Annotated in this window: 16 protein-coding genes; 9 read left to right on the top strand and 7 right to left on the bottom strand. The window is 62.8% G+C overall.

What is annotated here, in order from left to right; all coding sequences use genetic code 11:
• Positions 1–8 precede the first annotated feature (8 nt).
• Complete coding sequence (locus M0654_RS01120; RefSeq protein ID WP_248681461.1) at positions 9–1070, top strand: ABC transporter ATP-binding protein; 1062 nt, start codon at positions 9–11, stop codon at positions 1068–1070.
• A 584-nt stretch (positions 1071–1654) separates the two neighbouring features.
• On the opposite strand, the gene metH is transcribed toward M0654_RS01120, so the two are convergent.
• Positions 1655–5428, bottom strand: coding sequence for a methionine synthase (gene metH, locus M0654_RS01115; RefSeq protein ID WP_248681460.1), 3774 nt, complete (start codon positions 5426–5428; stop codon positions 1655–1657).
• Positions 5429–5597: 169 nt separating this feature from the next.
• On the opposite strand from metH, the gene M0654_RS01110 reads away from it, so the two are divergent.
• On the top strand, positions 5598–6854 hold the full coding sequence (locus M0654_RS01110; RefSeq protein ID WP_248681459.1) for an AGE family epimerase/isomerase: 1257 nt from the start codon (positions 5598–5600) through the stop codon (positions 6852–6854).
• A gap of 30 nt (positions 6855–6884) precedes the next feature.
• On the opposite strand, the gene M0654_RS01105 is transcribed toward M0654_RS01110, so the two are convergent.
• Complete coding sequence (locus tag M0654_RS01105; RefSeq protein ID WP_248681458.1) at positions 6885–9803, bottom strand: hybrid sensor histidine kinase/response regulator; 2919 nt, start codon at positions 9801–9803, stop codon at positions 6885–6887.
• Between the two features lie 137 nt (positions 9804–9940).
• Here M0654_RS01105 and M0654_RS01100 point away from each other — a divergent pair, with 137 nt between their 5' ends.
• Complete coding sequence (locus M0654_RS01100; RefSeq protein ID WP_118850011.1) at positions 9941–10126, top strand: hypothetical protein; 186 nt, start codon at positions 9941–9943, stop codon at positions 10124–10126.
• 68 nt (positions 10127–10194) lie between these two features.
• Here the strand turns inward: M0654_RS01100 and ligM are convergent, their stop codons facing one another.
• Positions 10195–11601, bottom strand: coding sequence for a vanillate/3-O-methylgallate O-demethylase (gene ligM / locus M0654_RS01095; RefSeq protein ID WP_248681457.1), 1407 nt, complete (start codon positions 11599–11601; stop codon positions 10195–10197).
• A gap of 311 nt (positions 11602–11912) precedes the next feature.
• On the opposite strand from ligM, the gene M0654_RS01090 reads away from it, so the two are divergent.
• The 6 genes from M0654_RS01090 to M0654_RS01065 are packed head-to-tail and all read left to right on the top strand — an operon-like array spanning position 11913 to position 18038.
• Complete coding sequence (locus M0654_RS01090) at positions 11913–13523, top strand: ABC transporter substrate-binding protein (protein WP_248681456.1); 1611 nt, start codon at positions 11913–11915, stop codon at positions 13521–13523.
• Between the two features lie 44 nt (positions 13524–13567).
• On the top strand, positions 13568–14557 hold the full coding sequence (locus M0654_RS01085) for an ABC transporter permease (RefSeq protein WP_248681455.1): 990 nt from the start codon (positions 13568–13570) through the stop codon (positions 14555–14557).
• Complete coding sequence (locus M0654_RS01080; RefSeq protein WP_248681454.1) at positions 14554–15384, top strand: ABC transporter permease; 831 nt, start codon at positions 14554–14556, stop codon at positions 15382–15384. The genes M0654_RS01085 and M0654_RS01080 overlap by 4 nt, the downstream gene beginning before the upstream one ends.
• Positions 15381–16163 carry an ABC transporter ATP-binding protein gene (locus M0654_RS01075; RefSeq protein ID WP_248681453.1) on the top strand — a complete coding sequence of 261 codons (783 nt, stop codon included), beginning with the start codon at positions 15381–15383 and terminating at the stop codon, positions 16161–16163. Before M0654_RS01080 ends, M0654_RS01075 begins: the two co-directional genes overlap by 4 nt.
• A complete protein-coding gene (locus M0654_RS01070; RefSeq protein WP_248681452.1) occupies positions 16160–16957 on the top strand; it encodes an ABC transporter ATP-binding protein in 798 nt (265 codons plus the stop codon). Before M0654_RS01075 ends, M0654_RS01070 begins: the two co-directional genes overlap by 4 nt.
• Complete coding sequence (locus tag M0654_RS01065) at positions 16947–18038, top strand: pyridoxal-phosphate-dependent aminotransferase family protein (RefSeq protein WP_248681451.1); 1092 nt, start codon at positions 16947–16949, stop codon at positions 18036–18038. The genes M0654_RS01070 and M0654_RS01065 overlap by 11 nt, the downstream gene beginning before the upstream one ends.
• Here the strand turns inward: M0654_RS01065 and M0654_RS01060 are convergent.
• From M0654_RS01060 to chvE, 4 genes are all read right to left on the bottom strand, one after another.
• Entirely contained in the window at positions 18021–19598 is a 1578-nt protein-coding gene (locus M0654_RS01060) for a VOC family protein (protein WP_248681450.1), read from the bottom strand. The two genes, M0654_RS01065 and M0654_RS01060, sit on opposite strands and share 18 nt — an antisense overlap.
• A gap of 212 nt (positions 19599–19810) precedes the next feature.
• Positions 19811–21001 (bottom strand): multiple monosaccharide ABC transporter permease, encoded by a 1191-nt coding sequence (gene mmsB, locus M0654_RS01055; RefSeq protein WP_248681449.1) that lies wholly within the window; start codon positions 20999–21001, stop codon positions 19811–19813.
• Positions 20998–22572, bottom strand: coding sequence for a multiple monosaccharide ABC transporter ATP-binding protein (mmsA, locus tag M0654_RS01050; protein WP_248681448.1), 1575 nt, complete (start codon positions 22570–22572; stop codon positions 20998–21000). The genes mmsB and mmsA overlap by 4 nt, the downstream gene beginning before the upstream one ends.
• A 58-nt stretch (positions 22573–22630) precedes the next feature.
• Positions 22631–23689 (bottom strand): multiple monosaccharide ABC transporter substrate-binding protein, encoded by a 1059-nt coding sequence (gene chvE, locus M0654_RS01045; RefSeq protein ID WP_390919432.1) that lies wholly within the window; start codon positions 23687–23689, stop codon positions 22631–22633.
• Positions 23690–23759: the final 70 nt, after the last annotated feature.

Below are 23759 nucleotides of genomic sequence, written 5' to 3'. Positions count from 1 at the left end.
GAATATTGATGTCGTTCCTCGTACTCGAAAACTTAAGGAAGAGCTTCGGCCAGATCCAGGTCGTCAAAGACTTCAACATGTCCATCAACAAGGGCGAGTTCGTGTCTTTCCTTGGACCATCAGGCTGCGGCAAGACCACCGTTCTGCGCATGATCGCGGGCTTCGAGACGCCGAGCGATGGCACGATCACGATCAACGGCACGAACCAGACCAGGCTCAAGACCAACCAGCGCAATATCGGCATGGTCTTCCAGGCCTATGCGCTGTTTCCGAACATGAACGTGTTCGACAACGTCGCCTTCGGGCTGAAGGTCGCCGGCAAGCCGAAGGCCGAGATTGAAAGCCGTGTGCGCGAGATGCTGAAGCTGATCTCTCTCGACCACCTTGCCGACCGCTACCCCTACCAGATGTCCGGCGGACAGCAGCAGCGCGTGGCGCTTGCCCGTGCGCTGGCACCGAAGCCGCAGGTGCTGCTGCTCGACGAACCGCTTTCGGCACTCGACGCCAAGATCCGCGTGTCGTTGCGCGAAGAAATTCGGCAGATCCAGAAACAGCTCGGCATCACCACCGTCTTCGTGACCCACGACCAGGAAGAAGCGCTGTCGATCTCGGACCGGATCGTAGTGATGAACGCCGGACGCGCCGACCAGATCGGCACGCCGTCGGAAATCTACAACCGCCCGGCGACACGCTTCGTCGCCTCCTTCGTCGGCACGCTCAACATCATCGAGGCGACGGTGATCGATCCCGCCGCCAACACGGTGAAGGTTGGCGACAACACGATCATCCTGCGCGAGTCGATCGGTGCGCTGAAGGGCGGCGACAAGCTGTCGATCGCGCTGCGCCCGGAAGCCGGTTCCCTGTCGGAAAGCGCCCGGGGCGACACAGCGCTCAGCGGCAAGGTGATTTCCTCACATTTCCTCGGCTCGGTCATCCGCACCAAGGTGGATGTCGGCGGCAACCAGATCTCATTCGACATGTTCAACTCGCCGGATGCGGTGATGCCGCGCGAAGGCGAGATGGTGACGCTGCGCTTCAATGCCAGCGATTTCCTGATCGTGCGGGAGTAAGTCACCTACCTGCCCGCCAGCAGTTCGCGTCCCCGCGCGGTGTCCCGCCGTGGCTTTGTCATTTCTGTTGCCGCAGCGTCCCGGAAACCGATTCCCGCTTTTCGCGGGCGCTGCACGATCGGAGAGCCCACGCGAATGCGAAACCTCTCTATTGTTTAGTTTTGTGGCTCCGCATTCGCGTGGCCTTCGGCGTTTTTTTCGGGACTTCCGGTCCCTACAGGTGATCGCCTCGCCTCGCTGCGTGGTTTCTTTCGCATGATCTTGTCCGAAAACCGCTTCACACTTTTCGGGATCATGCGCTGCCCATCCACTTGCACGGCTCAACCGAACCTGGCCTGGCGACCAGGGGGAGGCTTGATAGGGTGCGGCACTGAAAACACATCCGCTCCCATGGCTTTCACCTCTCATCCCCTCCCCGCACGTTACGGTTCAAGGATGAGCGCCGGCTTCCGCCTGCCCGCGAACGTCTCGCGAAACACTCCGGCGACGGAAGCAGGCACAGAATAACGGGTGCCGAAAAGGCGGGGATGAAAATCGTGCTAAGTGCTTGAACGGGCTCAAGCGACCCGCGCAATTGTCCACGTTCAGGCCGCGTCGTCGACCACCTGCTCGGCCCGCGCGGGCACGTAGTTCAGCACCGGACCGAGCCAACGCTCGACTTCCGCGATCTCCATCCCCTTGCGTGCGGCATAGTCCTCGACCTGGTCGCGCTCCACCTTGGCGACGCCAAAGTAATAGGATGCGGGGTGGCCGATATAGAGGCCCGATACGGAGGAGCCGGGCCACATGGCGTAGCTTTCCGTCAGTTCCACGCCGGTCGTGGCGGTCGCATCAAGCAGGCGGAACAGCGTCGCCTTTTCCGTGTGGTCGGGCTGGGCCGGGTAACCGGGCGCCGGTCGAATGCCGCCATAAGCTTCGTTGACCAGTTCATCGGCCGAGAAGGCCTCCTCCGGGGCGTAACCCCAGAACTCCTTGCGCACCCGCTCGTGCATGCATTCCGCAAATGCTTCGGCGAACCGGTCCGCCAAAGCCTTCACCAGGATCGACGAATAATCGTCGTTGGCGCGCTCGAAGCGTTCTGCAATCGCCACTTCCTCAATGCCAGCGGTCACCACGAAGCCGCCGACATAATCGCGCAGGCCGGACGCGGCCGGGGCCACAAAATCCGACAATGCCACGTTCGGGCGGCCATCCCGCTTCGAGAGCTGCTGGCGCAACGTGAAGAAGGTCGCAAGATCCTTGTCGCGGTTGTCATCGGCATAAAGACGGATGTCATCACCGACCGTGTTGGCCGGCCAGAAGCCGATGACCGCACGCGGGCGGAACCACTTCTCCTCGATGATCTTCGCAAGCATGGCCTGCGCATCGGCATAAAGCTGCCGGGCAGCTTCGCCCTGTTTCTCATCTTCGAGGATGGCGGGGAACCGGCCCTTCAACTCCCAGGTCTGGAAGAACGGCGTCCAGTCGATGTATTTCGCCAGTTCCGCAAGGTCGTAGGTTTCAAACACCCTGGTGCCAAGGAACTGCGGCTTGGTCGGCTGGTAGGTTGCCCAGTCGAGCTTTTCGGCGTTGTCGCGAGCGCGTGCGATGGAAAGACGCGTCTTCTCCGCTTCCGAGCGGGCATGGGCGGCCGCCACCTTGGCGTATTCCGCCTGGATGCCGCTGACATAAGCTGGCTTCTGCTCCGGCGAAAGCAAGGCAGAGACGACGCCCACGGCGCGGCTCGCATCGTTGACATAGATCGCCTGGCCGCGATCGTAACGCGGATGGATCTTCACGGCCGTATGGACGCGGCTCGTGGTCGCCCCGCCGATCAGGAGCGGAATGTCGAAACCCTGGCGCTCCATTTCGGAGGCGACATGCACCATCTCGTCGAGTGACGGCGTGATGAGGCCGGACAGGCCGATGATGTCGACCTTTTCCGCGATCGCCGTTTCCAGGATGTTGGTCGAGGGCACCATGACGCCGAGATCGATGATCTCATAGTTGTTGCAGGCGAGCACGACGCCGACGATGTTCTTGCCGATGTCGTGGACATCGCCCTTGACGGTCGCCATCAGCACCTTGCCGGCCGCCTTCTTCTGGTCGCCGCCATTGAGGCGCTTTTCCTCTTCCATGTAAGGCAGGAGCACGGCGACCGCCTGCTTCATGACGCGGGCCGACTTCACCACCTGCGGCAGGAACATCTTGCCCGAGCCGAACAGGTCGCCGACGACATTCATGCCGGCCATCAGCGGGCCTTCGATGACGTGGAGCGGGCGCTCCGCAGCCTGGCGGGCTTCTTCCGTATCGGCTTCGATGAACTCGGTGATGCCGTTGACCAACGCATGCGACAGGCGCTTTTCGACCGGCCATTCGCGCCATGCGAGATCCTGGGCCTTGGCTTCCTTGCTGCCCGAACCGCGGAAACGCTCGGCGATTTCCAGCATTCGTTCGGTGGCATCGTCGCGACGATCGAGGACGACATCCTCGCAGGCCTCGCGCAGTTCTGGCTCGATGTTTTCGTAGATCGCGAGCTGACCCGCATTGACGATACCCATGTCCATGCCGGCCTGGATGGCATGGTACAGGAAGACGGCATGCATGGCTTCGCGTACCGGCTCATTGCCGCGGAACGAGAAGGACAGGTTGGAGACACCGCCCGAGACATGCACGAGCGGCATGCGCTCGCGGATCGTCCGGGTCGCCTCGATGAAGGCGACGCCATAGTTGTTGTGTTCCTCGATGCCGGTGGCGACGGCGAAGATATTCGGGTCGAAGATGATGTCTTCCGGCGGGAAGCCCGCCTCTTCCGTGAGGAGCTTGTAGGCGCGTTCGCAGATCGCGACCTTGCGCTCATAGGTATCCGCCTGCCCCTGCTCGTCGAAGGCCATGACGACGACGGCGGCGCCATAATTGCGCAGCAGCTTTGCCTGGGCGATGAATTTTTCCTCGCCCTCCTTCATGGAGATGGAGTTCACCACCGCCTTGCCCTGCACGCATTTGAGCCCGGCTTCCATGATCTCGAACTTGGAGGAATCGAGCATCAGCGGGACGCGGGCGATGTCCGGCTCGGCAGCAGTGAGGTTGACGAAGTCGACCATCGCCTTCTCGGAATCGATCAGCCCTTCATCCATGTTGATGTCGATGATGGAGGCGCCGTTCTCCACCTGGTCGCGGGCGATCGCCAGTGCGGCGGTGAGGTCGCCGGCGGTGATGAGCTTGCGGAATTTTGCCGAGCCGGTGACGTTGGTGCGTTCGCCAACATTCACGAAGGGTACGTCCTTTGTGAAGACGAAGGGTTCAAGGCCCGACAGCGCCATGAACGGCTTGTGCTCCGGCACTTCGCGCGGCTTAAAGGAGGCGACGGCATCGGCGATCGCCTTGATGTGCTCGGGCGTCGAGCCGCAGCAGCCGCCAACGACGTTGACGAGGCCCTCTTCTGCGAAACCGCGGATCTGGCGGGCCATGTCGTCCGGCGTTTCGTCATAGCGGCCGAACTCGTTCGGCAGGCCGGCATTCGGATAGGCAGAGATAAAGGTATCGGCAACACCCGACAGTTCCTGCAGGTGCGGCCGCATGGCGTCCGCGCCGAGCGCGCAGTTGAGACCGATCGTGAAAGGATTGGCGTGGCGCACCGAGTACCAGAAGGCGGACGGGGTCTGGCCTGACAACGTGCGGCCGGACAGGTCGGTGATCGTGCCGGAGATCATCACCGGCAGGTGCAGGCCCTTGGCTTCGAAACGTTCGGCGCAGGCAAAGATCGCCGCCTTGGCGTTCAGCGTGTCGAAGATGGTTTCGATGAGGATGATGTCGGCGCCGCCATCAATCAGACCGTCGATCTGTTCGGCATAGGCAAGGCGCAGGTCATCGAATGTCACCGCGCGGTAACCGGGATTGTTGACGTCCGGGGAGATCGAGGCGGTGCGGTTGGTCGGGCCGATGGCGCCGGCGACGAAACGGCGGCGGCCGTCTTCCTTCTGCGCCCGGATGGCGGCCCGGCGGGCGAGCCGCGCACCGTCACGGTTGAGGTCGTAGACGGCGTTCTCCATCTGGTAATCGGCCTGCGCGATGCGGGTCGACGAGAAGGTGTTGGTTTCGATGATATCCGCGCCGGCCCTGGCGTAGCGATAATGGATGTCTTCGATCGCCTGCGGCTGCGACAGGATGAGCAGGTCGTTGTTGCCCTGCTGATGGCAGGCGCAGCCGGCAAAACGCTCGCCGCGAAAATGGTCTTCGCCAAAGCCGAGCTGCTGGATCTCGGTACCCATGGCGCCGTCGATCACCAGGATCCGCTCACGCGCCGCAGCCTGCAACGCTGCCAATATCTCGTTTCCGTCGCGTTGTGCCGCTTCCGGGCCGAACAATTGGTCAAACATTGGGAAGTCCTCATCGATTCAATTAGGCGATAAGGACATAAACATATCTTTATGTCAATGCAAACGGCGCGTGCCTGTGGCTGGAAATGGATTTGCCATGACAGGTGACGGGCCGATGGGTATAGGCTTTGTGAAGACGTGAGAGCATGAGCGACGGAGAGGTTTTTGCATGAGCGACAACAGCCAGACGACATCCAATTGGGCGAGCCTCCCCTACCATCGACGCTGGCTCCTGGATCAGGCGGACGGCCTCTTCGATTTCTTCCAGTACAAGGCTGTGAACCCCAAGGGTGGCTTCTTCGACCTTGATGAAAGCGGTGCGCCGATCGGCGGCGCCAACCCCACGCGCGGCATCCATTCATCAACCCGCATGGTACATTGCTTCTCGATTGCCTACCTGCTCGGACGCCCCGGCGCCGGCGAGATGATCGACCACGGCATGCGCCATCTTTGGGAGCACCACCGCGACAGCCAGCATGGCGGCTATTTCTGGCAGGTGAACGACGACGGCCCGGTCGACTCCAACAAGCAGGGTTACGGCCACGCCTTCGTGCTGCTTGCCGCCGCCTCGGCAAAGGTTGCCGGCCACCCGCTGGCGGACAAGATGCTGGCCGATATCACCGAAGTGCTGGAAACCCGCTTCTGGGAAGCGCAGCACGGCGCGATTGCCGAGGAATTCGCCCGCGACTGGTCGCCCATCGATGGCGGCAGCTACCGCGGCCAGAATTCCAACATGCACCTGACCGAAGCGCTGATGGCAGCCTACGAGGCGACCGGCGACAGGAGCTATCTGGAGAAGGCGGAAAGCGTCGCCGACCTCGTCATTCGCCGTTGCGCCGGCAGCGTCGGGTTCCGCGTGGCCGAGCATTTCGACCGCAACTGGGTGATCGACAAGAATTATTACCACCCCGACGAGATGTTCCGCCCCGCCGGCACGACGCCCGGCCACTCGCTGGAATGGTCACGCCTCCTGCTGCAGCTGTGGGCACTCGGCGGCAAGACGCAGGCCTGGATGCCGGATGCTGCAAAATCGCTGTTCGTGCAGGCCATGTCACTGGGTTGGGACAAGGCCAAGGGCGGCTTCTTCTATACGCTCGATTGGGACGACAACCCGGCCAAGACCAACAAGCTGTGGTGGCCGATGTGCGAGGCGGCGGGTGCCGCCCACTTCCTCAACGAACACCTGCCGACCGACAGCTTCTACGAGGACAGCTACCGGCTGATCTGGGGCACGATCGCCAACCGCTTCATCGACCACAGACATGGCGGCTGGCATGAGGAACTGACGGAGGACCTGGTTCCTGCGCACACGCTGTTCCCGGGCAAGGGCGACCTCTACCATGCGCTGCAGGCCTGCCTGATCCCGCTGTTTCCGGCAACCGGCAGCCTGACCAACGTGATCGTCCGTGCCGAAGGCCGGATCTGAGACAAGCATGCGGAGCCTGATCCCGACGGATCAGGCTCTTGCCGCGGCGACCATGGAACGGATGCGGCTTTCCAGCTGGCTGTAGTCATAGGGTTTGATGAGCAGTTCCATGGCCTGGACGTTTTCCGCGCCCGGAACATTGCGGTCACCGGTGGCGAAGATCACCGGAAGCGCCGGCCAGGTTTCCCGCAGCTTCAGCGCCAGATCGAGCCCGCTCATCTCCGGCAGGTGGACATCCGTCACCAGGATATCGACCGGCTGGTCGCCGCAGGCGCCGATTGCCTCGTTGGCCGAACCGGCATCCACCACCACCATGCCGACATCCTGCAGGAAATCGGCCGTCGAGATGCGGATCAGCGCCTCGTCCTCGACAAGCAGGACGCGGATTGGCCGTGCCGCCTGAGGGGCTGGAGTTCCTGATGCGGCCGGTGCCGGCGCAGCCTCTTTCTTCCAGCTCCAGATGCTGGCTTCGCGCGTCTGCTCGAGCACCTGGCGGATCTTCCGGGCCAAAGTCTCCCGGGTGTAGGGCTTGCTCAACAGGTTGACGCCGGCATCAAGCCGCCCGCCATGGACGATCGAGTTTTCCGTATAACCGGAGGTGAAGAGGACAGCGAGACGCGGCAGCCGTTCCTTGGCCTTGCGCGCCAAGTCGCTGCTCTTCAGGCGGCCGGGCATGACGACATCGGTGAACAGCAGGTCGATCGGCACGCCGCTTTCGACGATGGCAAGGCCGCTATCGGCGTCCCTCGCCTTCAAGACGCGGTAGCCGAGTTCGGTCAGCAGGCTGACGGTGATGTCGCGCACGGCATCGTCATCCTCGACGACCAGAACGGTTTCGCTGCCGCCGGTGGCGGGCGCATTGCTGTTTTCGACGGTGACGTCCTCTTCCTCCATCGCGCGCGGCAGGTAGATCCGCACCGTCGTGCCATTGCCGGGCTCGCTGTAGATCTTGATGTGGCCGCCGGACTGCTTGACGAAACCATAGACCATGGAAAGGCCAAGGCCGGTTCCCTTGCCTTCCGGCTTGGTGGTGAAGAACGGATCGAAAACCTTGGCGAGGATGTCCGGCGTCATGCCCGTGCCGGTGTCGGAAACGGCGAGCATGACATATTGCCCGGCTTCGACATCGAAGGTGCGGCGGGCATATTCGTCATCGAGATAGGCGTTGCCGAGTTCGATGGTGAGCTTGCCCTGCCCGTTCATCGCGTCGCGGGCATTGATGGCGAGGTTGAGCAGCGCGTTCTCGACATTGCTCGTGTCCACCAGCGTATTCCACAAGCCGCCAGCGACAATCGTGTCGATCTCGATTGCCTCGCCGAGGCTGCGCCGCAGCAGATGATCCATGTCGCGGATGAGCCGGCTGAGGTTGACGACCTTGGGTGACAGCGGCTGCCGCCGACCGAAGGACAGGAGTTGCGAGGCAAGCCGCGCACCGCGGGAGGCTCCGGCAAGCGCGCTATTGATGCGCCGCTCCGCGGTCGCGTTGCCTGCGAGCTCGCGGCTGAGCAGCTGAAGGTTGCCGGTCACCACCTGCAGCAGGTTGTTGAAGTCGTGGGCGATGCCGCCGGCCAGGTTGCCGATCGCTTCCATCTTCTGGCTCTGGCGCAGGACCTCCTGCGTCCTTTCGAGCTCAATCGTCCGCTCCTCGACGCGATGCCCCAGCGTTTCCGCGAGATTGGTGAGGTGCGTTTCGGTGTTCTTCTGGTCCTCGATATCGGTGTTGGTGGCGACCCAGAACTCGATCTCGCCCTGGGCATTGGACACCGGGACTGCGCGGCTGAGGAACCAGCGGTAAACGCCATCGTGACGCCGTACGCGAAGTTCGGTTTCGAAGGTCCTGCCGGTGCGCAGAGCCTCGTTCCAGCGCATCTCGACATTCGGGTTATCATCTGGATGCACAATGCCGGAGCGGACTTCGGCATCGAAATAGAAGGAGGTGAGCCCGCTATAGGCGAGGATCTGGTCGTTGCACCACTGAACCCGTCCATCCGGCGATGCGGTCCAGACATGGTTCGGCAAGGATTGCGCCAGCGTCCGGAAGCGGTATTCGTTCTTCCTCGCCGCCTCCTGCGCCCGGCGAAGCTCGGTGACGTCATGCCCCTGCACGAAGATGCCGGTGACATTGCCCTCCTGGTTGCGGATCGGCTGGTAGACGAAGTCGACGAAGTGCTCCTCCGGCATATGATCCGGTTTCGGCCGAAGCAGGACGCGCGCCGCATGGGCACTGTAGGGCACGCCAGACTTATAGACCTGGTCGAGAAGCTCGTAGAAGCCCTGGCCGACAAGATCCGGCAGAGCCTCGCGAACGGTGCGGCCGAGAAGGTCCTCGCGGCCGACCAACTGCCGGTAGGTGCTGTTTGCAATCTGGAATCGGTGATCCGGCTCCCGCAACACCGCCATGAAGCCCGGCGCCTGCTCAAACAACGTCCGGAGATATTCCCGCTCGGCTTCGAGCGCAGCATTCTGCCCCACCACGGCATCGACGCGACGCAGGACATCCGTTTCGGCCTGAAGCGAACCACCGTCCACAAGCCGGCTGCGCAGGCGGTGGATGTCGGTCACGTCGACGGTATGCTGCAGGATGAAGACGATCTCGCCCGCCGAGTTCTTCATCGGGCTATGGGTGGCGCTCCAGAAACGCTCCTGCATCTGCCCGTCGGCACCGGCGATCGGATAAGGGATGAGCGGCAGATGGTCGACCTCGCCGGTCGCCAGCACCTTGGCGAAGGACTGGCGCAGCATGCGGTTCGAGGCAGAGGCCGGATCGCTCGGAAAAGCCTCAAACATGTTGCGGCCGACCAGCTCTTGGCGCGTCCTGTTGGTCACCACAAGGTAGGCGTCGTTCATGCCCACGATGCGAAGCTCCGGGTCCATGATCACATATGGATTTGGAGAGACGTTGAACAGCTGATGCAGATCGAGGTCGGTGAACTCCGTGAGTCGGAACATGCTGTATTCCTGATGCGCGTCCGGTGAGCTTATAGGTGTTGCCAGCGCATTGACAACGGAAAACCATTGGATGCAAGCAGCGGAACAACCGGGTACCCTGGCGTGTTTCCCTGCGTTACCACACGGAGGAGACCATCATGGCAATCGAGCAGGCACCAAGTGAAAAGGGCCGCGAATCCGCGCGCGGACTGAAGCAGGAATCGCGCCGGGAAGAAAAGAAGGTCGAAGCACAAAAAGGCTCCGACCTTGCCAAGGGTGCAGACCGTTTCGAGGAACGCGCCACGAGCTCCGACGGCAAGAGCGCAGGCGACAAGCAGCACTAGCCACGCGAACACGCAAGAATGAGCGGCCCTGCCGGGACAAGGCCGCTCCAAGTGCTTGCGCCGCTTTGTCAGACCTTCCGGGTGCGCCAGCTTTCGGCGTAGTTTTCGCGAGCCTCGCGGGCATAAGGCGTCGGCGAAACGCGCACGCGGATTTCCGCCTGCTTGTGGCCCTTCTCGATCGACGTCTTGTCCGTGCCGCCGTTCGGCTCGCCCCAGATCAGCGTCAGCACATTACCTTCCTTGATGTCCGGATCGACGACGCCGAGCGACAGCATGCAACGCTCGTTGTAGCTGTAGCCGTTGAACATCGACATGCCGACGAGACGGTCACCGAGCATGATGCGATCGGCGCTGGAGGAGGCATAGTTCGGCTGCGGAAGGTCGATCCACTTGTAGGGCTGCTCGCCTGGCACGAAATTGGACGCGATCACCTTCATCACGTCTTCCGCATTCCACTCAAACGTCACCTTCTTGCGGTGCGGCTTGCCCTTCATGGCTTCCAGCGCAGCGCGGCCGACAAAGTCATGGTCGAACTTGATATAGATGCCGTAACCGAGCTCGTACGGGGTGACGTAGTAGTCCTCGATATTCTCCGAGACGAGGCTGCCGCCGATGGAGCCGGTGGCCTCATAGCTGTCTTCCGTCAGCCAGTCGCGATAACCCTGCAGCTCATCACCGGTATAGATGGCCGGCAACGGCGACGGGATCCAGCCGGATTCGAGCGTATTGGTGGAATAGGCGCGCGCGCCGACGAGGTAGAGATCGACGCCGGCATCCTTGGCGGCCTTGACGATGATGTCGCGAACCTCGTCCTTTTCGGCATAGGGACCCCAGACTTCGAGCCCCGGAGCGCCGGCCATGCCGTGGCGCAGCGCCTGCACCTTCTTGGAGCCGATATTGATCCAGTCGACATGGAAGAACTTGATGTCCGGGATCGGCCCGCCATTCATCTGCTCGAAGATCTTCGGAGCGTCCGGCCCCTGGATCTGGAAGCGGTAATGCACGCGGTTGACCTCCTTCCCGTCCGGGCGCGAGGGCGAACGGGGGTCATGCGTCAGCTTCACATCGTGCTTGCCGAGCGAAGCGTTGTAGCGCAGCCAGTTGGCGGTCGGCGCACGACCGACAAGCACGAACTTGTCCTGGCGCTCGCGGAAGATGATCATGTCGCCGATGACATGGCCGGCGGGCGTGACCGGCACGTAATGCTTGGCGCGGTTGGTGTCGAAATTGGCGAAGCTGTTGATCGCCAGGCCTTCCAGGAATTTTTCGGCGTCCGGACCCTCGACGATCAGTTCGTCCATGTGGTGCGACTGGTCGAAGAGTACGGCCGAATGGCGCCATGCCTGCTGCTCGGAGCGCCAGTTGGAAAATTCCGGCGCCACCACCGGGTAGATATACATGCCGATGCGCGAGTTGCGCAGCATCTCGACGGTGTTGCCCCTCTCCTTCAGGATCTGGGTCAGATTCTTAGCCATTGGTGGTTCCTCCCAAGCCGACGATGAGCCTGGCGCTTCCTCCAGCCAGGCATTAACCGGCAGCATCCATGCATACATGACGAACGTCAAGAGCGAAGAATACTGCTGCAAACGCCGCTGGAGCATGTTTATGTGTACACATTGCAATCGATCGCGGTGCCGGAGTGCAGTTCAGCGATTTCAACCGGAAGGCCGGCTGAGGTGAAAAATGTTCCCAAAGCTGCTGTTGTGAAATTTCCTGCCTGTGCGACACCGTGTTTCGCTGTCAGTATCGCGTCACGAACGAGATCAGACAGGATCAGGAGAGACCCATGACGATCGCCACCCTTTCCCGACGCACGCTTTTGCAGGCGGGCTCTGCCCTGCTGGCTTCGACCGCGCTGCCGACCTTCGCCTTCGCCCAGGATGCAGCGAGCGGTGGCCGGCTGGTGGTCGCGGCCGATTCGGAGCCGAAGAACCTCAATCCCGCGATCGTAGCCTCGAACGGCGTGTTCTTCGTGGCGAGCAAGGTGATCGAACCGCTCGCCGAAGCCTCGTTCGAGGGCAAGGATGGTCTTGCGCCTCGGCTGGCCACCTCCTGGGAAGGATCGGAGGACGGCAAGTCGGTGACCTTCAAGCTGCGCGAGGGCGTGACGTGGCATGACGGCAAGCCGTTTACCTCCGCCGATGTCGCCTTCTCGGCGCTCAACATCTGGAAGCCGTTGCAGAACCTCGGCCGCCTGGTTTTCGCCAGCCTCGAAGCCGTCGATACGCCGGATGACGCGACGGCGATCTTCCGCTTCTCCAAGCCGACCCCGCTGCAGCTGATCCGCAACGCATTGCCGGTCGTCTCCAGCGTCGTACCGAAGCACCTTTACGAAGGCACGGACATTGCCACCAACCCGGCGAATGTGAAGCTGGTCGGCACCGGGCCGTTCAAGTTTGCCGAGTACAAGCCCGGCGAATATTACCGCCTGACGAAGAACGAGAACTACTGGAACAAGGGCGAGCCGAAGCTCGACGAGGTGATCTTCCGCGTGCTGCCGGACCGCGCCGGTGCGGGCGCCGCGCTGGAGGCAGAAGAGATCCAACTCGCGGCCTTTTCCGCCGTGCCGCTGACCGACCTCGACCGTATTTCCAAGGTGCCGGGCATCAAGGTGATCTCCAAGGGCTACGAGGCGCTGACGTACCAGCTTGTGGTGGAGATCAACCACCGACGCAAGGAACTGGCCGACCTGAAGGTTCGCCAGGCGATCGCCCACGCAATCGACAGGAAGTTCGTTGTCGACACGATCTTCCTCGGCTACGCCGCGGCATCCACAGGGCCGGTGCCGAAGAATGCGCCGGAGTTTTATGACGCAAGCGTGCCGACCTACGACTTCGATGTCGACAAGGCCAACGCGCTGCTCGACGAGGCGGGCTACAAGAAGGACGCGAACGGCACGCGCTTCCCGCTGAAGCTGCGGCCGGCCCCCTACTTCAACGAAACGAAGCAATTCGGCGCCTATCTGCGCCAGGCGCTGGCGGCGGTCGGCATTGATGCGCAACTGGTGAATGCGGATTCGGCCGCGCACCAGAAGGCAGTCTATACCGACCATGACTTCGACCTCGCGGTTGCGCCGCCGGTGTTCCGTGGCGATCCGGCGATTTCGACGACCATCCTCGTGAAATCCGGAACGCCGGCCGGCGTGCCCTTCTCCAACCAGGGCGGTTATGCCAATCCGCAGCTGGACGAGATCATCGCCAAGGCGGCGGAAACCGTCGATACCGCCGCGCGCACCGAGCTTTACAAGGAGTTCCAGAAGCTCGTCGCGACGGACCTGCCACTGATCAATGTCACCGAATGGGGCTTCATCACGGTGGCGCGTGACACGGTTGAGAACGTCTCCAACAATCCACGCTGGGCGGTGTCGAACTGGGCGGATACGGCGCTGCAATCGTGATAGCCTGCGGGACCGAGACCTGAGTCCTTGAGGCTTTCCGCAGCGTGAACCGTGCCATTCGATTGATCAGACGACGTGCGATCAGCAGCATTCCGGTGCTGCTGATCGTCGTGATCCTGACGTTCGGGCTGCTGGAAAGTGCTTCGGGCGATGCCGTTGATGCCTATCTGCTGTCGATCGGCGGCGGGGATGCGACGGTGGCGCAGGCGCTGCGGCAGGCTTTTGGCCTCGACCAGTCGATGATGGCGCGGCTCTGGGTCTATGTCTCGTCGCTCGCGACATTCGATCTCGGCTGGTCGATCGCCTTCGACCGGCCGGTGCTCGACCTGATTTTGGAGCGGCTGCCGAACACGCTACTTTTGATGGGCAGCGCCACGGCGCTTTCCTTTGGGCTTGGATCCGCGCTTGGGATCGTCGCGGGCGCAAAGCCGGAAAGTGCAGTGGATCGAACACTTTCCACCGTTTCCCTAATTCTTTACGCGATCCCGAGCTTCTGGCTGGGGCTCGTGCTTTCGATCGTCTTTGCCGTGCAGCTTCGCTGGCTCCCGACGTCAGGCATCGAGACCATCGCCTCCGGCAAGGAGGGACTTGCCCGCGCGCTCGACATCGCCCGCCATCTCGTCCTGCCGGTCGGCGCGCTGGCGCTCATCTACATGGCGCTGTTCCTGCGCGTCATGCGCTCCGGCATGGCGGAAGCCTGGCAGCTGGATTTCGTGCTTTTTGCCAGATCCAAGGGCCTGTCGCGCTCGCGCATCGTGCTGCGCCATGTGGCGCGAAACGCGCTGCTGCCACTCGTCACCATGCTCGGCCTGCAGTCCGCCGCGATGCTCGGCGGCAGCGTGGTGATCGAGAGCATCTTTGCGATCCCGGGCTTCGGGCGCCTCGCACAGGAGGCGGTCGGCGGTCGCGACGCGCCGCTGCTGATGGGTATCATCGTCGTCAGCGCCGTGCTGGTGATCTGCGTCAACCTCATCGTTGATCTCGTTTATGCCGCGCTCGACCCGCGCGTTGGCGCTTCGGAGAGCGCCGGATGAGGCTTGTCCGTAACCTCATCGGCACGCCCGAAGGCGCGATCGGGCTCGGCATCCTGGTTCTGCTGGCGCTGGTCGCAATCTTCGCGCCGGTGCTGTCGCCGGGGGATCCGTTGCGGATTGCCGCGCGGCCGCTGCTGGCCCCATTCACCGATCCATCCTTTCCGCTCGGCACCGATCGCCTCGGTCGCGATGTGCTGGCCGGTATCATCCATGGCACGCGCACCTCGCTTGCGGTCGGGATTGCGGCTGCGCTGGCGGCGATTGCAATTGGCCTCTGCGTGGGCTTAACGGCCGGTTTTGCCGGCGGGCTGGTGGATGAAGCGCTGATGCGGGTGGTCGATGCCTTCCAGATCGTGCCGAGTTTCCTGTTGGCGCTCGCCTTCGTCAGCGTCATCGGCGCCTCCGTACCGGTGGTGGTGATTGCGATTGCGCTCGGCGCCTGGGCCGATCCGGCGCGACTGACGCGGGCGCAAGTGCTGTCGATCCGCGAGCGGGACTATGTGGCCTCGGCGCGCGTCATCGGCATGCACCCGGTCGAGATCGCGCTGCGGGAAATCCTGCCCAATGCCCTGCCGCCGGTGCTGGCGCTTTCGGCGATCATTGTCGCGGCAGCGATCCTCACCGAAGCTGCCCTCTCCTTCCTCGGGCTCGGCGACCCGAACGTGGTGACCTGGGGCTCGATGATCGCCGAAGGGCGCAATGTGCTGCGCTCCTCGCCGTCGCTCTCCGTCTTCCCCGGCATTGCGCTGGTGGTGACGGTCGTCGCCGTCTATCTCTTCAGCGAAGGGCTGACGAAGACGATTGGCCGCGGGAGGCTTGTTGCATGAGCACGCTTTGCGAAATCCGCGACCTCAGCGTCACCTATGACGACCAGCCGAACCCTGCGCTGGGACATGTCACCCTCGATATCGCGGCCGGTCGGCGGCTGGCGATCATCGGTGAAAGCGGCTCCGGCAAAAGCACACTGGCCCGGACACTGGCCGGGCTTCTCCCGCCCCGCACCCGCGTGACCGGCGAGATACAATGGACAGGCGGAACGCCGCCCTGTCCCGGTCGCGATCTGGGCTTGGTTTTCCAGGACCCGTCCTCCAGCCTCAATCCGGTGCTGACGATCGGCGAACAGGTAGCGGAGGGTGCGAGGCAGCACGTCGGACTTGGCTGGAAGCAGGCCTTGGCGCGGGCGCAGGAGATGCTGGAGCGGGTCCGCATTGCGCAGGCGGACCAGGTGTTGCGGGCATATCCGCACCAACTGTCCGGCGGGCAGCGCCAGCGGGTGGTGATCGCGGCCGCGCTTGCCGCCAAACCGACAATCCTGCTTGCCGACGAAGCCACGAGCGCGCTCGATGTGGTGGTGCAGGCGGAGATCGTCGCCCTGCTCGACGACCTGGTGCGCGACGCGCAAATGACGCTCATCTTCATCACCCATGACATCGCGCTGGCCTCAGGTTTTGCGGACCGGCTGGCGATCTTCAAGGATGGACGGCTGATGGAGGCCGGACCAACGGCAAGCGTGCTTGCCGCGCCTGCGCAGGGCTACACAAGAACGCTTCTTCAGAGCCATCTCGATCTCACCTCGCCACCGCTGGTCGAAGAGGCCGCGACGTGACGCTGCTGGAGATCAACAACCTGTCGAAGCATTTCCGGTCCGGCGGCCGCGATGTCACGGCACTGGATGGTGTCTCGCTCACCCTGGATTCGGGACAGACGCTAGGGCTCGCCGGCGCGTCTGGCAGCGGCAAGTCGACGCTTGCCCGCATCGTGATGCGGCTGTTGCCGCCGGATGGCGGCTCTATCCGGTTTGCGGGTGAGGATTGGCTGGCGTTATCCGGCAAAGACCTTCGCCGCCGCCGTGCCAAAATCCAGATGGTGTTCCAGGACGTGCTCGGCGCCTTCAATCCGCGCGCGACGGTCGCATCGGTGCTCGATGATCCCCTCCGGATCCACGAGATCGTTCCAAAGAGCGACCGCCCGCGAAAGATCGCCGAACTGCTCGATCGGGTCGGCTTGCAGGGGAGCCTGGCGGATCGCTCAATCCGGGATGTATCGGGTGGTCAGCGGCAGCGGATCGCGATCGCACGCGCCATCGCCACCGATCCGGCGCTGATTGTGCTCGATGAGGCAGTCTCGGCGCTCGATGTCTCGATCCGTGGCAAGGTGCTCGAACTTCTGGTGGAGTTGCAGCGCGAACGCGATATCGCATATCTCTTCGTGTCGCACGACCTTGCCGTGCTTCGTGCCGTTTCCCACCGGATCACCGTGATGGACGGTGGGCGGCTGGTTGAGACGGGTCCGGCGCGGCAGGTGATCGACAACCCGCAATCGACCGCGGCAAGGGCGCTGGTTTCCGCCGTACCTCGACTGAGAATACAAACACCCCAAGGACATTCGCATGAGCCCTGAGCTTTGGCACCCCCTGCACGACACGCCCGCCTTTCCGCCTGCACGGTTCGGGGCCGTCGCGGATAGGATCGCGAGGATCCTCAACACCCGCAACGACGTGTTGCTGATCCAGGCTGAAGCCGTGGTGGCGCTGGAGGCGGTCGCCGCGAGCCTCAGCCGGCCGGGGATGAAGGTGATCAATGTCGTGACGAGCCTCTATGGCGGCTGGTTCGGCAACTGGATGCGACGTACCGGCGCCGAGGTGGTCGACGTGACCGCCGAGCCTGCCAGGCCGATCACCGTGGAAGCCGTCGAGGCGGCGCTGAATGCCAATCCGGATACCAAGGTGCTGGCGCTGGTGCATGCGGAATCGGCGAGCGGTATCCGCAACCCGCTGGAGGAGATCGTCACGCTGGCTCGCGCCCGCGGCGTCGTGACGGTGGTGGACGCCGTTGCCTCCGTTGGAGGTCACTCGCTCGACGTGGACCAGCTCGGCATCGACATTGCCGTGATCGGCCCGCAGAAGGCGCTCGCCGGGCCAGCCGGCCTTTCCGCCCTCTCGGTCAGCTCGGCCGCATGGAAACTGATTTCTGAAGAAGGCGCCCTAAGGGATTCCATTCTCTCGCTTATCGACCAGAAGGCCTGGCTCGACACTGGTCGTGGCGCGCTCGCCGGCACCACGGCACCACTGGAGTTCTTCGCACTCGAAGCAGCGCTCGATCGCGTCGAAGCTGAAGGCGTGTCGCAGATGATTTCCCGGCATGTGCGCGCGGCGCGGGCAACCCGAGCAGCGCTTGCCGCCATGGGTGCCGAGCTCTGGGTGGAACTGACGAAATGCTCCAACCTCGTGACCGCGGTAAAGCTGCCAGAAGGCGTGCGGGCGGAAGCCCTGCTTGGCGTGGCGCCGCGGGTGATGGAGTTGTCTGCCGGTGTCGGGCCCGGTGCCGAACAACTGATCCGGCTGAACCATACAGGTCGGCGTGCCCGCTTTGACAGCGTGCTCGGCAATGTCACGGCCTTCGGAATGGGGCTGCGACGCTCCGGCGTGAAGGCCGATATTGCCGCAGCCGTGGATGCCGTGGCGCTACACTTCGGCGACTGATGCGAGGCCTTTCTCGACCAGCCAGGCGCGGGTGATGTCTTCGTCCTCCGGCCCGATGCCATGGTTGGCGTCGAGCTTGCGGGTGGTGAGATCCGCACCGGCGTCCCGCAGCCGTTCCTCCAGTTCCGGCGCCAGCGCCGCGTAGAAATCATCGGTGGCGGTGAGCGAAAGGACGGCGACGCCGGAGAGATCGACCGAAGGCCTGTCTTCCAGCACGTTCATGGACCGGAGCAGCACGGCCTTGCGGATGAGCTTTGGGTAAAGCTGCATCACGGCGCCGATCATGTTGCCGCCATTGGAATAACCGACGAAGGCAAGACGCTCCGGATCGACTCCATAGGCCGGACCGAGCTCCTCCACGAAGGCGACAAAGGCTTCCGCTTCGGACATGATCTCCTTCTGGTCGAAGGTGGTCTGGGTGAAGCGACGGAAGAAGCGCGGATAACCTTCATCCGTAGCGCGCCCGCGGATGCCGATCAGCATGGCATTCGGTGCGGCCTTGCGGCCGAAGGGCAGCATCGCCGTTTCGTTGGCACCCGTCCCGTGCAGCAGGACAAGCGTCGAGCCATCCCAGTTTTCCGGCATGTGGATGCGATGCACGAAAGGCAGGTCGCGGTAGGTCACCCGCTCCTCGCCCGGCAGGCCGAACTGCGGCAGCATCACGCGCAGCGCGTCGTGGTCGGCCTTGAAGTGTTTCGGGATGAACAACTGCGTGCCAAGCGTCTCGATCGTCTCGTCGGTCGCAAAACCCGGTCCGTCGCTGGCAAGCTCGATGAGCGTGCCGCCCGGCTCGCGCACATAGAGTGAATAGAAATACTGCCGGTCGTGCATGTTCATCTCGCCGGCATTGTCTGCAACAAGCGCTCGATGTACCGCCTCGACCTGCGCCCGGTCAGGTGCGCGAAGGGCGACATGGTCGATGGTGCCGGTGCCCGGTGCAGCGGTCCAGAAGCCGCTCGCATTGCGGACGTCGATGATGTCGCCGGCATCGGAGACGAGCCGCTGGATCGACCCTTCGGCGGCGCTTGCCTTCAGGCCCATGTGCCGCGTGAGGAAATCAGCGGTCTCTTCCGGCTTCTCCGACAGGATGGTCGCGCCCCGCAGGCGGCGGATGGCATCTGCTTCCGCAATACCGCCGTCCGGCCACCAGACCCACGGGCTGTCGTCGTCCTCGACGCCGACAAGCTTGACGATGATACCGTCCGGATCCGTCAGCCGCAGCACCGGTTCGCCAAACTCCTGTGCCGGCCCGGTGAGCTTGATGTTGAACTGCAGCGCCCGCGTCAGCCAGAATCCGACGGCGTCAGGCGCGATCGCAAAGCTGATCTCGCTCGGCGCGCCATGTCCGACGCGCCCGAGCGACCCATCTTCCCAGGCGAGGAAGGTGACAAGCGATCCGGGCGAGGCAGCGCCGTCGCCGTAGAAGAGATGAAGCTGCTGCGCATCTTCGAACCCGGCGGTGCGCTTGACGAGCCGCAGGCCGAGAAAGCCAACGTAGAAATCCACGTTGGCCTGGATCTTCCGGGTGATGGCGGTGATGTGATGGATGCCGCTGGTCATGGGGCCCTGCCTCAACGTGGAACTCAGCCATCCATGTGAAAGAAAAGCCGGCGGCGCGCAACCGCGACACAGCGTCAACAAAATCGGCATTGCGCTCGGATGGCTGCCCGGACGCCCCAAGACAGCCGACAGCCCTCCTTATCACGTGGCCAAAGAAAAAGCCCGGAGGTGAACACATCCGGGCTTTCTCTGTTCGAGAGGCTGGCGGCGTATCAGCGGCGCTGGTTGTAGACGTCCACGCAGACGGCACCCAGAAGCACGAGCCCCTTGATGACCTGCTGGTAATCGATGCCGATGCCGAGGATCGACATGCCGTTGTTCATCACGCCCATGAGGAAGGCGCCGATGACGGCACCGGTGACCTTGCCAACGCCGCCGTAAGCGGAGGCGCCGCCGATGAAGCAGGCCGCGATGACATCAAGCTCAAAGCCGGCGCCGGCTTTGGGCGTGGCGCTGTTGAGGCGTGCCGCAACCACCAGGCCGCCGAGTGCGGCCAGGAAGCCCATGTTGACGAAGGTGAAGAACACCAGCCGGTTCGCCTTGATGCCGGAGAGTTCGGCAGCGCGGATATTGCCGCCGACGGCATAGATCTGGCGACCGACGACGGTGCGGGTCGTGAGGAAGCCATAGGCCGCGATCAGGGCTGCCATGATGATCAGCACGTTCGGCAGGCCGCGATGCGAGGAGATCAGGTAGGCGATGTAACCGACGGCGGCGAGAACGACGAGGTTCTTGGCAACGAAAAAACCGAAGGGTTCGGTCTCGACGCCGTGCGACACCCGGCGCTTGCGGCTTGCGAAGTTCTGGATGATCAGGATCACCGCCAGGACGAGGCCGATCAGGAAGGACGTGATGTAGAGCCCGCCCGACGACGAGATCAGCTCAAGCACATAACCGGACGACAGCTTCTGGAAGATCGGCGGGAATGGCCCGATTGCCTGGCTGCCGAGGATCGCGATCATCAAGCCGCGGAAGACGAGCATGCCCGCGAGCGTGACGATGAAGGACGGTATCTTGAAATAGGCGACAAAATAGCCCTGGATGCCGCCGATCACCGCGCCAACGGCAAGGCAGATGACGATGGCGACCGCGAGGTTGATGCCATAGCTGACCATCAGCAGGCCGGCGAGGCCGCCGATGAAGCCGGCCACCGATCCGACCGACAGGTCGATATGGCCGGTGACGATCACCATCAGCATGCCGAGCGCCATGATGACGATGTAGGAGTTCTGCAGCACGATATTCGTGACGTTCAGCGGCTTCAGAAGAACGCCGTCCGTGGCGATCTGGAAGAACACCACGATCACGGCCAACGAGATCAGCATGCCGAAATCGCGCAGGTTGTCCTTCAGAAAACCAGTCGCCTTGGGCGGCGCTGTGATTGCTTCCTGGGGCGTGCTCATTGGTCTCTCCCTTTGCGCCGCATGATGGCGCGCATGATATTTTCTTGCGTGGCTTCCTCGCCGGCGACTTCACCGACGAATGCACCTTCGTGCATCACCACGATACGGTCGCAGATGCCGATCAGCTCCGGCATTTCCGACGAGATGACGATCACCGCCTTGCCGGCATTGGCCAGTTCGTTGATGATCGAGTAAATTTCGTACTTTGCGCCGACGTCGATACCGCGCGTCGGCTCATCGAGGATCAGCACCTCCGGGTTGGTGAACAACCACTTCGACAATACCACCTTCTGCTGGTTGCCGCCCGAGAGCTTGCCGGTTTCCTGATAGACATTGTGGCTGCGGATGCGCATGCGCCCGCGGAACTCCTGCGCCACCTTCATCTCGGCGATGTCGTCGATGACGCCGCGCGAGGAGACGCCGCCAAGATGCGCGAGCGACACGTTCTTGCGGATATCTTCCGGCAGGATCAGCCCGAGTTGCTTGCGGTCTTCGGTGACATAGGCAAGGCCGGCCTTGATCGCCTTGTGGACGTCCGAGAGGTCGAGCTCCTTGCCATGCAACTTGGCGACACCGGTAACATGGCGGCCCCAGGACTTGCCGAACAGGCTCATGGCGAATTCGGTGCGCCCTGCGCCCATCAGGCCGGATATGCCGACGATCTCGCCCGCCCTCACCTTCATCGAGACATTCTTGACGACCTGGCGGTCCGAATGCTGCGGGTGGTAGGCCGACCAGTTCTCCACTTCGAAGATGACGTCGCCGATCTTCGGCTCGCGCTTCGGGTAACGGCTTTCAAGATCGCGGTCGACCATGCGCCGGACAATCTCGTCCTCGTCCACCGGGCCTGCATGGCAGTCCATCGTGCCGACGGTGCGCCCGTCGCGCAGCACGGTGATCTGGTCGGCGACCTCGGTGATCTCGTTCAGCTTGTGGCTGATCATGATCGAGGTGATGCCGTTGCGGCGGAACTCCTTGAGAAGCTCGAGCAACGCTGCGCTATCCGTTTCGTTAAGCGATGCGGTCGGCTCGTCGAGGATTAGCAGGCGCACGTCCTTTGACAGCGCCTTGGCGATCTCGACCAACTGCTGCTTGCCGACGCCGATATTGGTGATCAGCGTGTCGGGCTGCTCGGTCAAGCCGACCTTGGCGAGCAGTTCCTGCGTGCGCTTGTGCCGTTCGCTGCGGTCGATGATGCCGCGTCGCGCCGGGGGATTGGTCAGGAAGATGTTTTCCGCGATCGACATCAGCGGAATGAGGGCAAGTTCCTGGTGGATGATGATGACGCCGAGCTTTTCGGAATCATTGATGTCGCGGAAATGGCGCTCCTGCCCGTCGAACAGGATGGAGCCCTCGTAGGTGCCGTGCGGGTAAACGCCCGAAAGAACCTTCATCAACGTCGACTTGCCAGCGCCGTTTTCGCCGACGAGCGCGTGGATCTCGCCTTCCTTGACGGTAAAGCTGACATCAGAAAGCGCCTTAACGGCGCCGAAACTCTTGGATATGCCCCGCATTTCGAGGATGGGCGGCTTTTCCGCCAGTGGCTGCGGGTGCGGGACTGGATCGGCCATGATCACTCCGAATGATAAAGATCCGCGCGGCGCATGAGGCCGCGCGGATTCAGATGACTTACTTGAGCTGGTCTTCCTTGTAGTAACCGCTGCCGACCAGAACTTCGTTCACGTTGTCCTTTTCGACCACAACCGGCTTCAGCAGGTAGGACGGGACGACCTTCTTGCCGTTGTCATAGGTCTTGGTGTCGTTGACGGTCGGCTCCTTGCCGCTCATCACGGCGTCAACCATGTCGACAGTGACCTTGGCAAGTTCGCGGGTGTCCTTGAAGATCGTCGAATACTGCTCGCCGGCAATGATCGACTTGACCGACGGGATTTCCGCGTCCTGGCCGGTCACGACAGGCATCGGCATGTCGCCGCTGCCGTAGCCAACGCCCTTGAGCGACGACAGGATACCGATCGAGATGCCGTCGTAAGGCGAAAGCACGCCGTGCAGCTTCTTGTCGGAATAGGTCGAAGACAGAATGGCGTCCATACGGGACTGGGCGGTTGCCGGATCCCAGCGAAGGGTCGCGACCTTGTCCATGCCAACCTGGCCGGAGCCAACCTTCAGCGTGCCCTTGTCGATCAGCGGCTGGAGAACGCTCATCGCGCCATTGTAGAAGAAGAAGGCGTTGTTGTCGTCCGGCGAACCACCGAAGAGTTCGATGTTGAACGGACCGGCTTCGGTGTCGGCCTTGAGGCCCTTCACGAGCGAGGTCGCCTGCTGCACGCCAACCTGGAAGTTGTCGAAGGTGGCGTAGTAGTCGACGTTCGGCGTGTCGCGGATCAGGCGGTCGTAAGCGATGACCTTGATCTGCTGGTCAGCAGCCTGCTGCAGGACGTCCGACAGGGTCGTGCCGTCGATCGAGGCGATCACGAGCACCTTGGCGCCCTTGGTGATCATGTTTTCGATCTGCGCGAGCTGGTTCGGGATATCGTCTTCAGCGTACTGAAGATCGGTCCTGTAGCCACGCTCCTTCAGGACGTTGACCATGTTGTCGCCGTCGGCGATCCAGCGGGCAGACGACTTGGTCGGCATGGCAACGCCGACGAGGCCCTTGTCCTGGGCGCCGGCGGGTGCCGCAATCGACAGCCCGGCCATGATGGCGGCGGTTGCAAGATATTTGAACATGCGCATGGAATGCTCCTCCTTAGAGGCGGCTCCCTTCGAGCCGCCATAGTTCACGTGCTGCAACCGACCC

The sequence above is a fragment of the Neorhizobium turbinariae genome (assembly GCF_023223505.1).
GTDB lineage: Bacteria > Pseudomonadota > Alphaproteobacteria > Rhizobiales > Rhizobiaceae > Neorhizobium > Neorhizobium turbinariae.
This window is presented reverse-complemented; position numbering and strand designations above follow the sequence as displayed.

Excerpts from the sequence above, each read along its gene's own strand:
- M0654_RS01120 (WP_248681461.1), top strand. The coding sequence starts at position 9 with ATGTCGTTCCTCGTACTCGAAAACTTAAGGAAGAGCTTCGGCCAGATC.
- metH (WP_248681460.1), bottom strand. The coding sequence starts at position 5,428 with ATGTTTGACCAATTGTTCGGCCCGGAAGCGGCACAACGCGACGGAAAC.
- M0654_RS01110 (WP_248681459.1), top strand. The coding sequence starts at position 5,598 with ATGAGCGACAACAGCCAGACGACATCCAATTGGGCGAGCCTCCCCTAC.
- M0654_RS01105 (WP_248681458.1), bottom strand. The coding sequence starts at position 9,803 with ATGTTCCGACTCACGGAGTTCACCGACCTCGATCTGCATCAGCTGTTC.
- M0654_RS01100 (WP_118850011.1), top strand. The coding sequence starts at position 9,941 with ATGGCAATCGAGCAGGCACCAAGTGAAAAGGGCCGCGAATCCGCGCGC.
- ligM (WP_248681457.1), bottom strand. The coding sequence starts at position 11,601 with ATGGCTAAGAATCTGACCCAGATCCTGAAGGAGAGGGGCAACACCGTC.
- M0654_RS01090 (WP_248681456.1), top strand. The coding sequence starts at position 11,913 with ATGACGATCGCCACCCTTTCCCGACGCACGCTTTTGCAGGCGGGCTCT.
- M0654_RS01080 (WP_248681454.1), top strand. The coding sequence starts at position 14,554 with ATGAGGCTTGTCCGTAACCTCATCGGCACGCCCGAAGGCGCGATCGGG.
- M0654_RS01075 (WP_248681453.1), top strand. The coding sequence starts at position 15,381 with ATGAGCACGCTTTGCGAAATCCGCGACCTCAGCGTCACCTATGACGAC.
- M0654_RS01065 (WP_248681451.1), top strand. The coding sequence starts at position 16,947 with ATGAGCCCTGAGCTTTGGCACCCCCTGCACGACACGCCCGCCTTTCCG.
- M0654_RS01060 (WP_248681450.1), bottom strand. The coding sequence starts at position 19,598 with ATGACCAGCGGCATCCATCACATCACCGCCATCACCCGGAAGATCCAG.
- mmsB (WP_248681449.1), bottom strand. The coding sequence starts at position 21,001 with ATGAGCACGCCCCAGGAAGCAATCACAGCGCCGCCCAAGGCGACTGGT.
- mmsA (WP_248681448.1), bottom strand. The coding sequence starts at position 22,572 with ATGGCCGATCCAGTCCCGCACCCGCAGCCACTGGCGGAAAAGCCGCCC.
- chvE (WP_390919432.1), bottom strand. The coding sequence starts at position 23,689 with ATGTTCAAATATCTTGCAACCGCCGCCATCATGGCCGGGCTGTCGATT.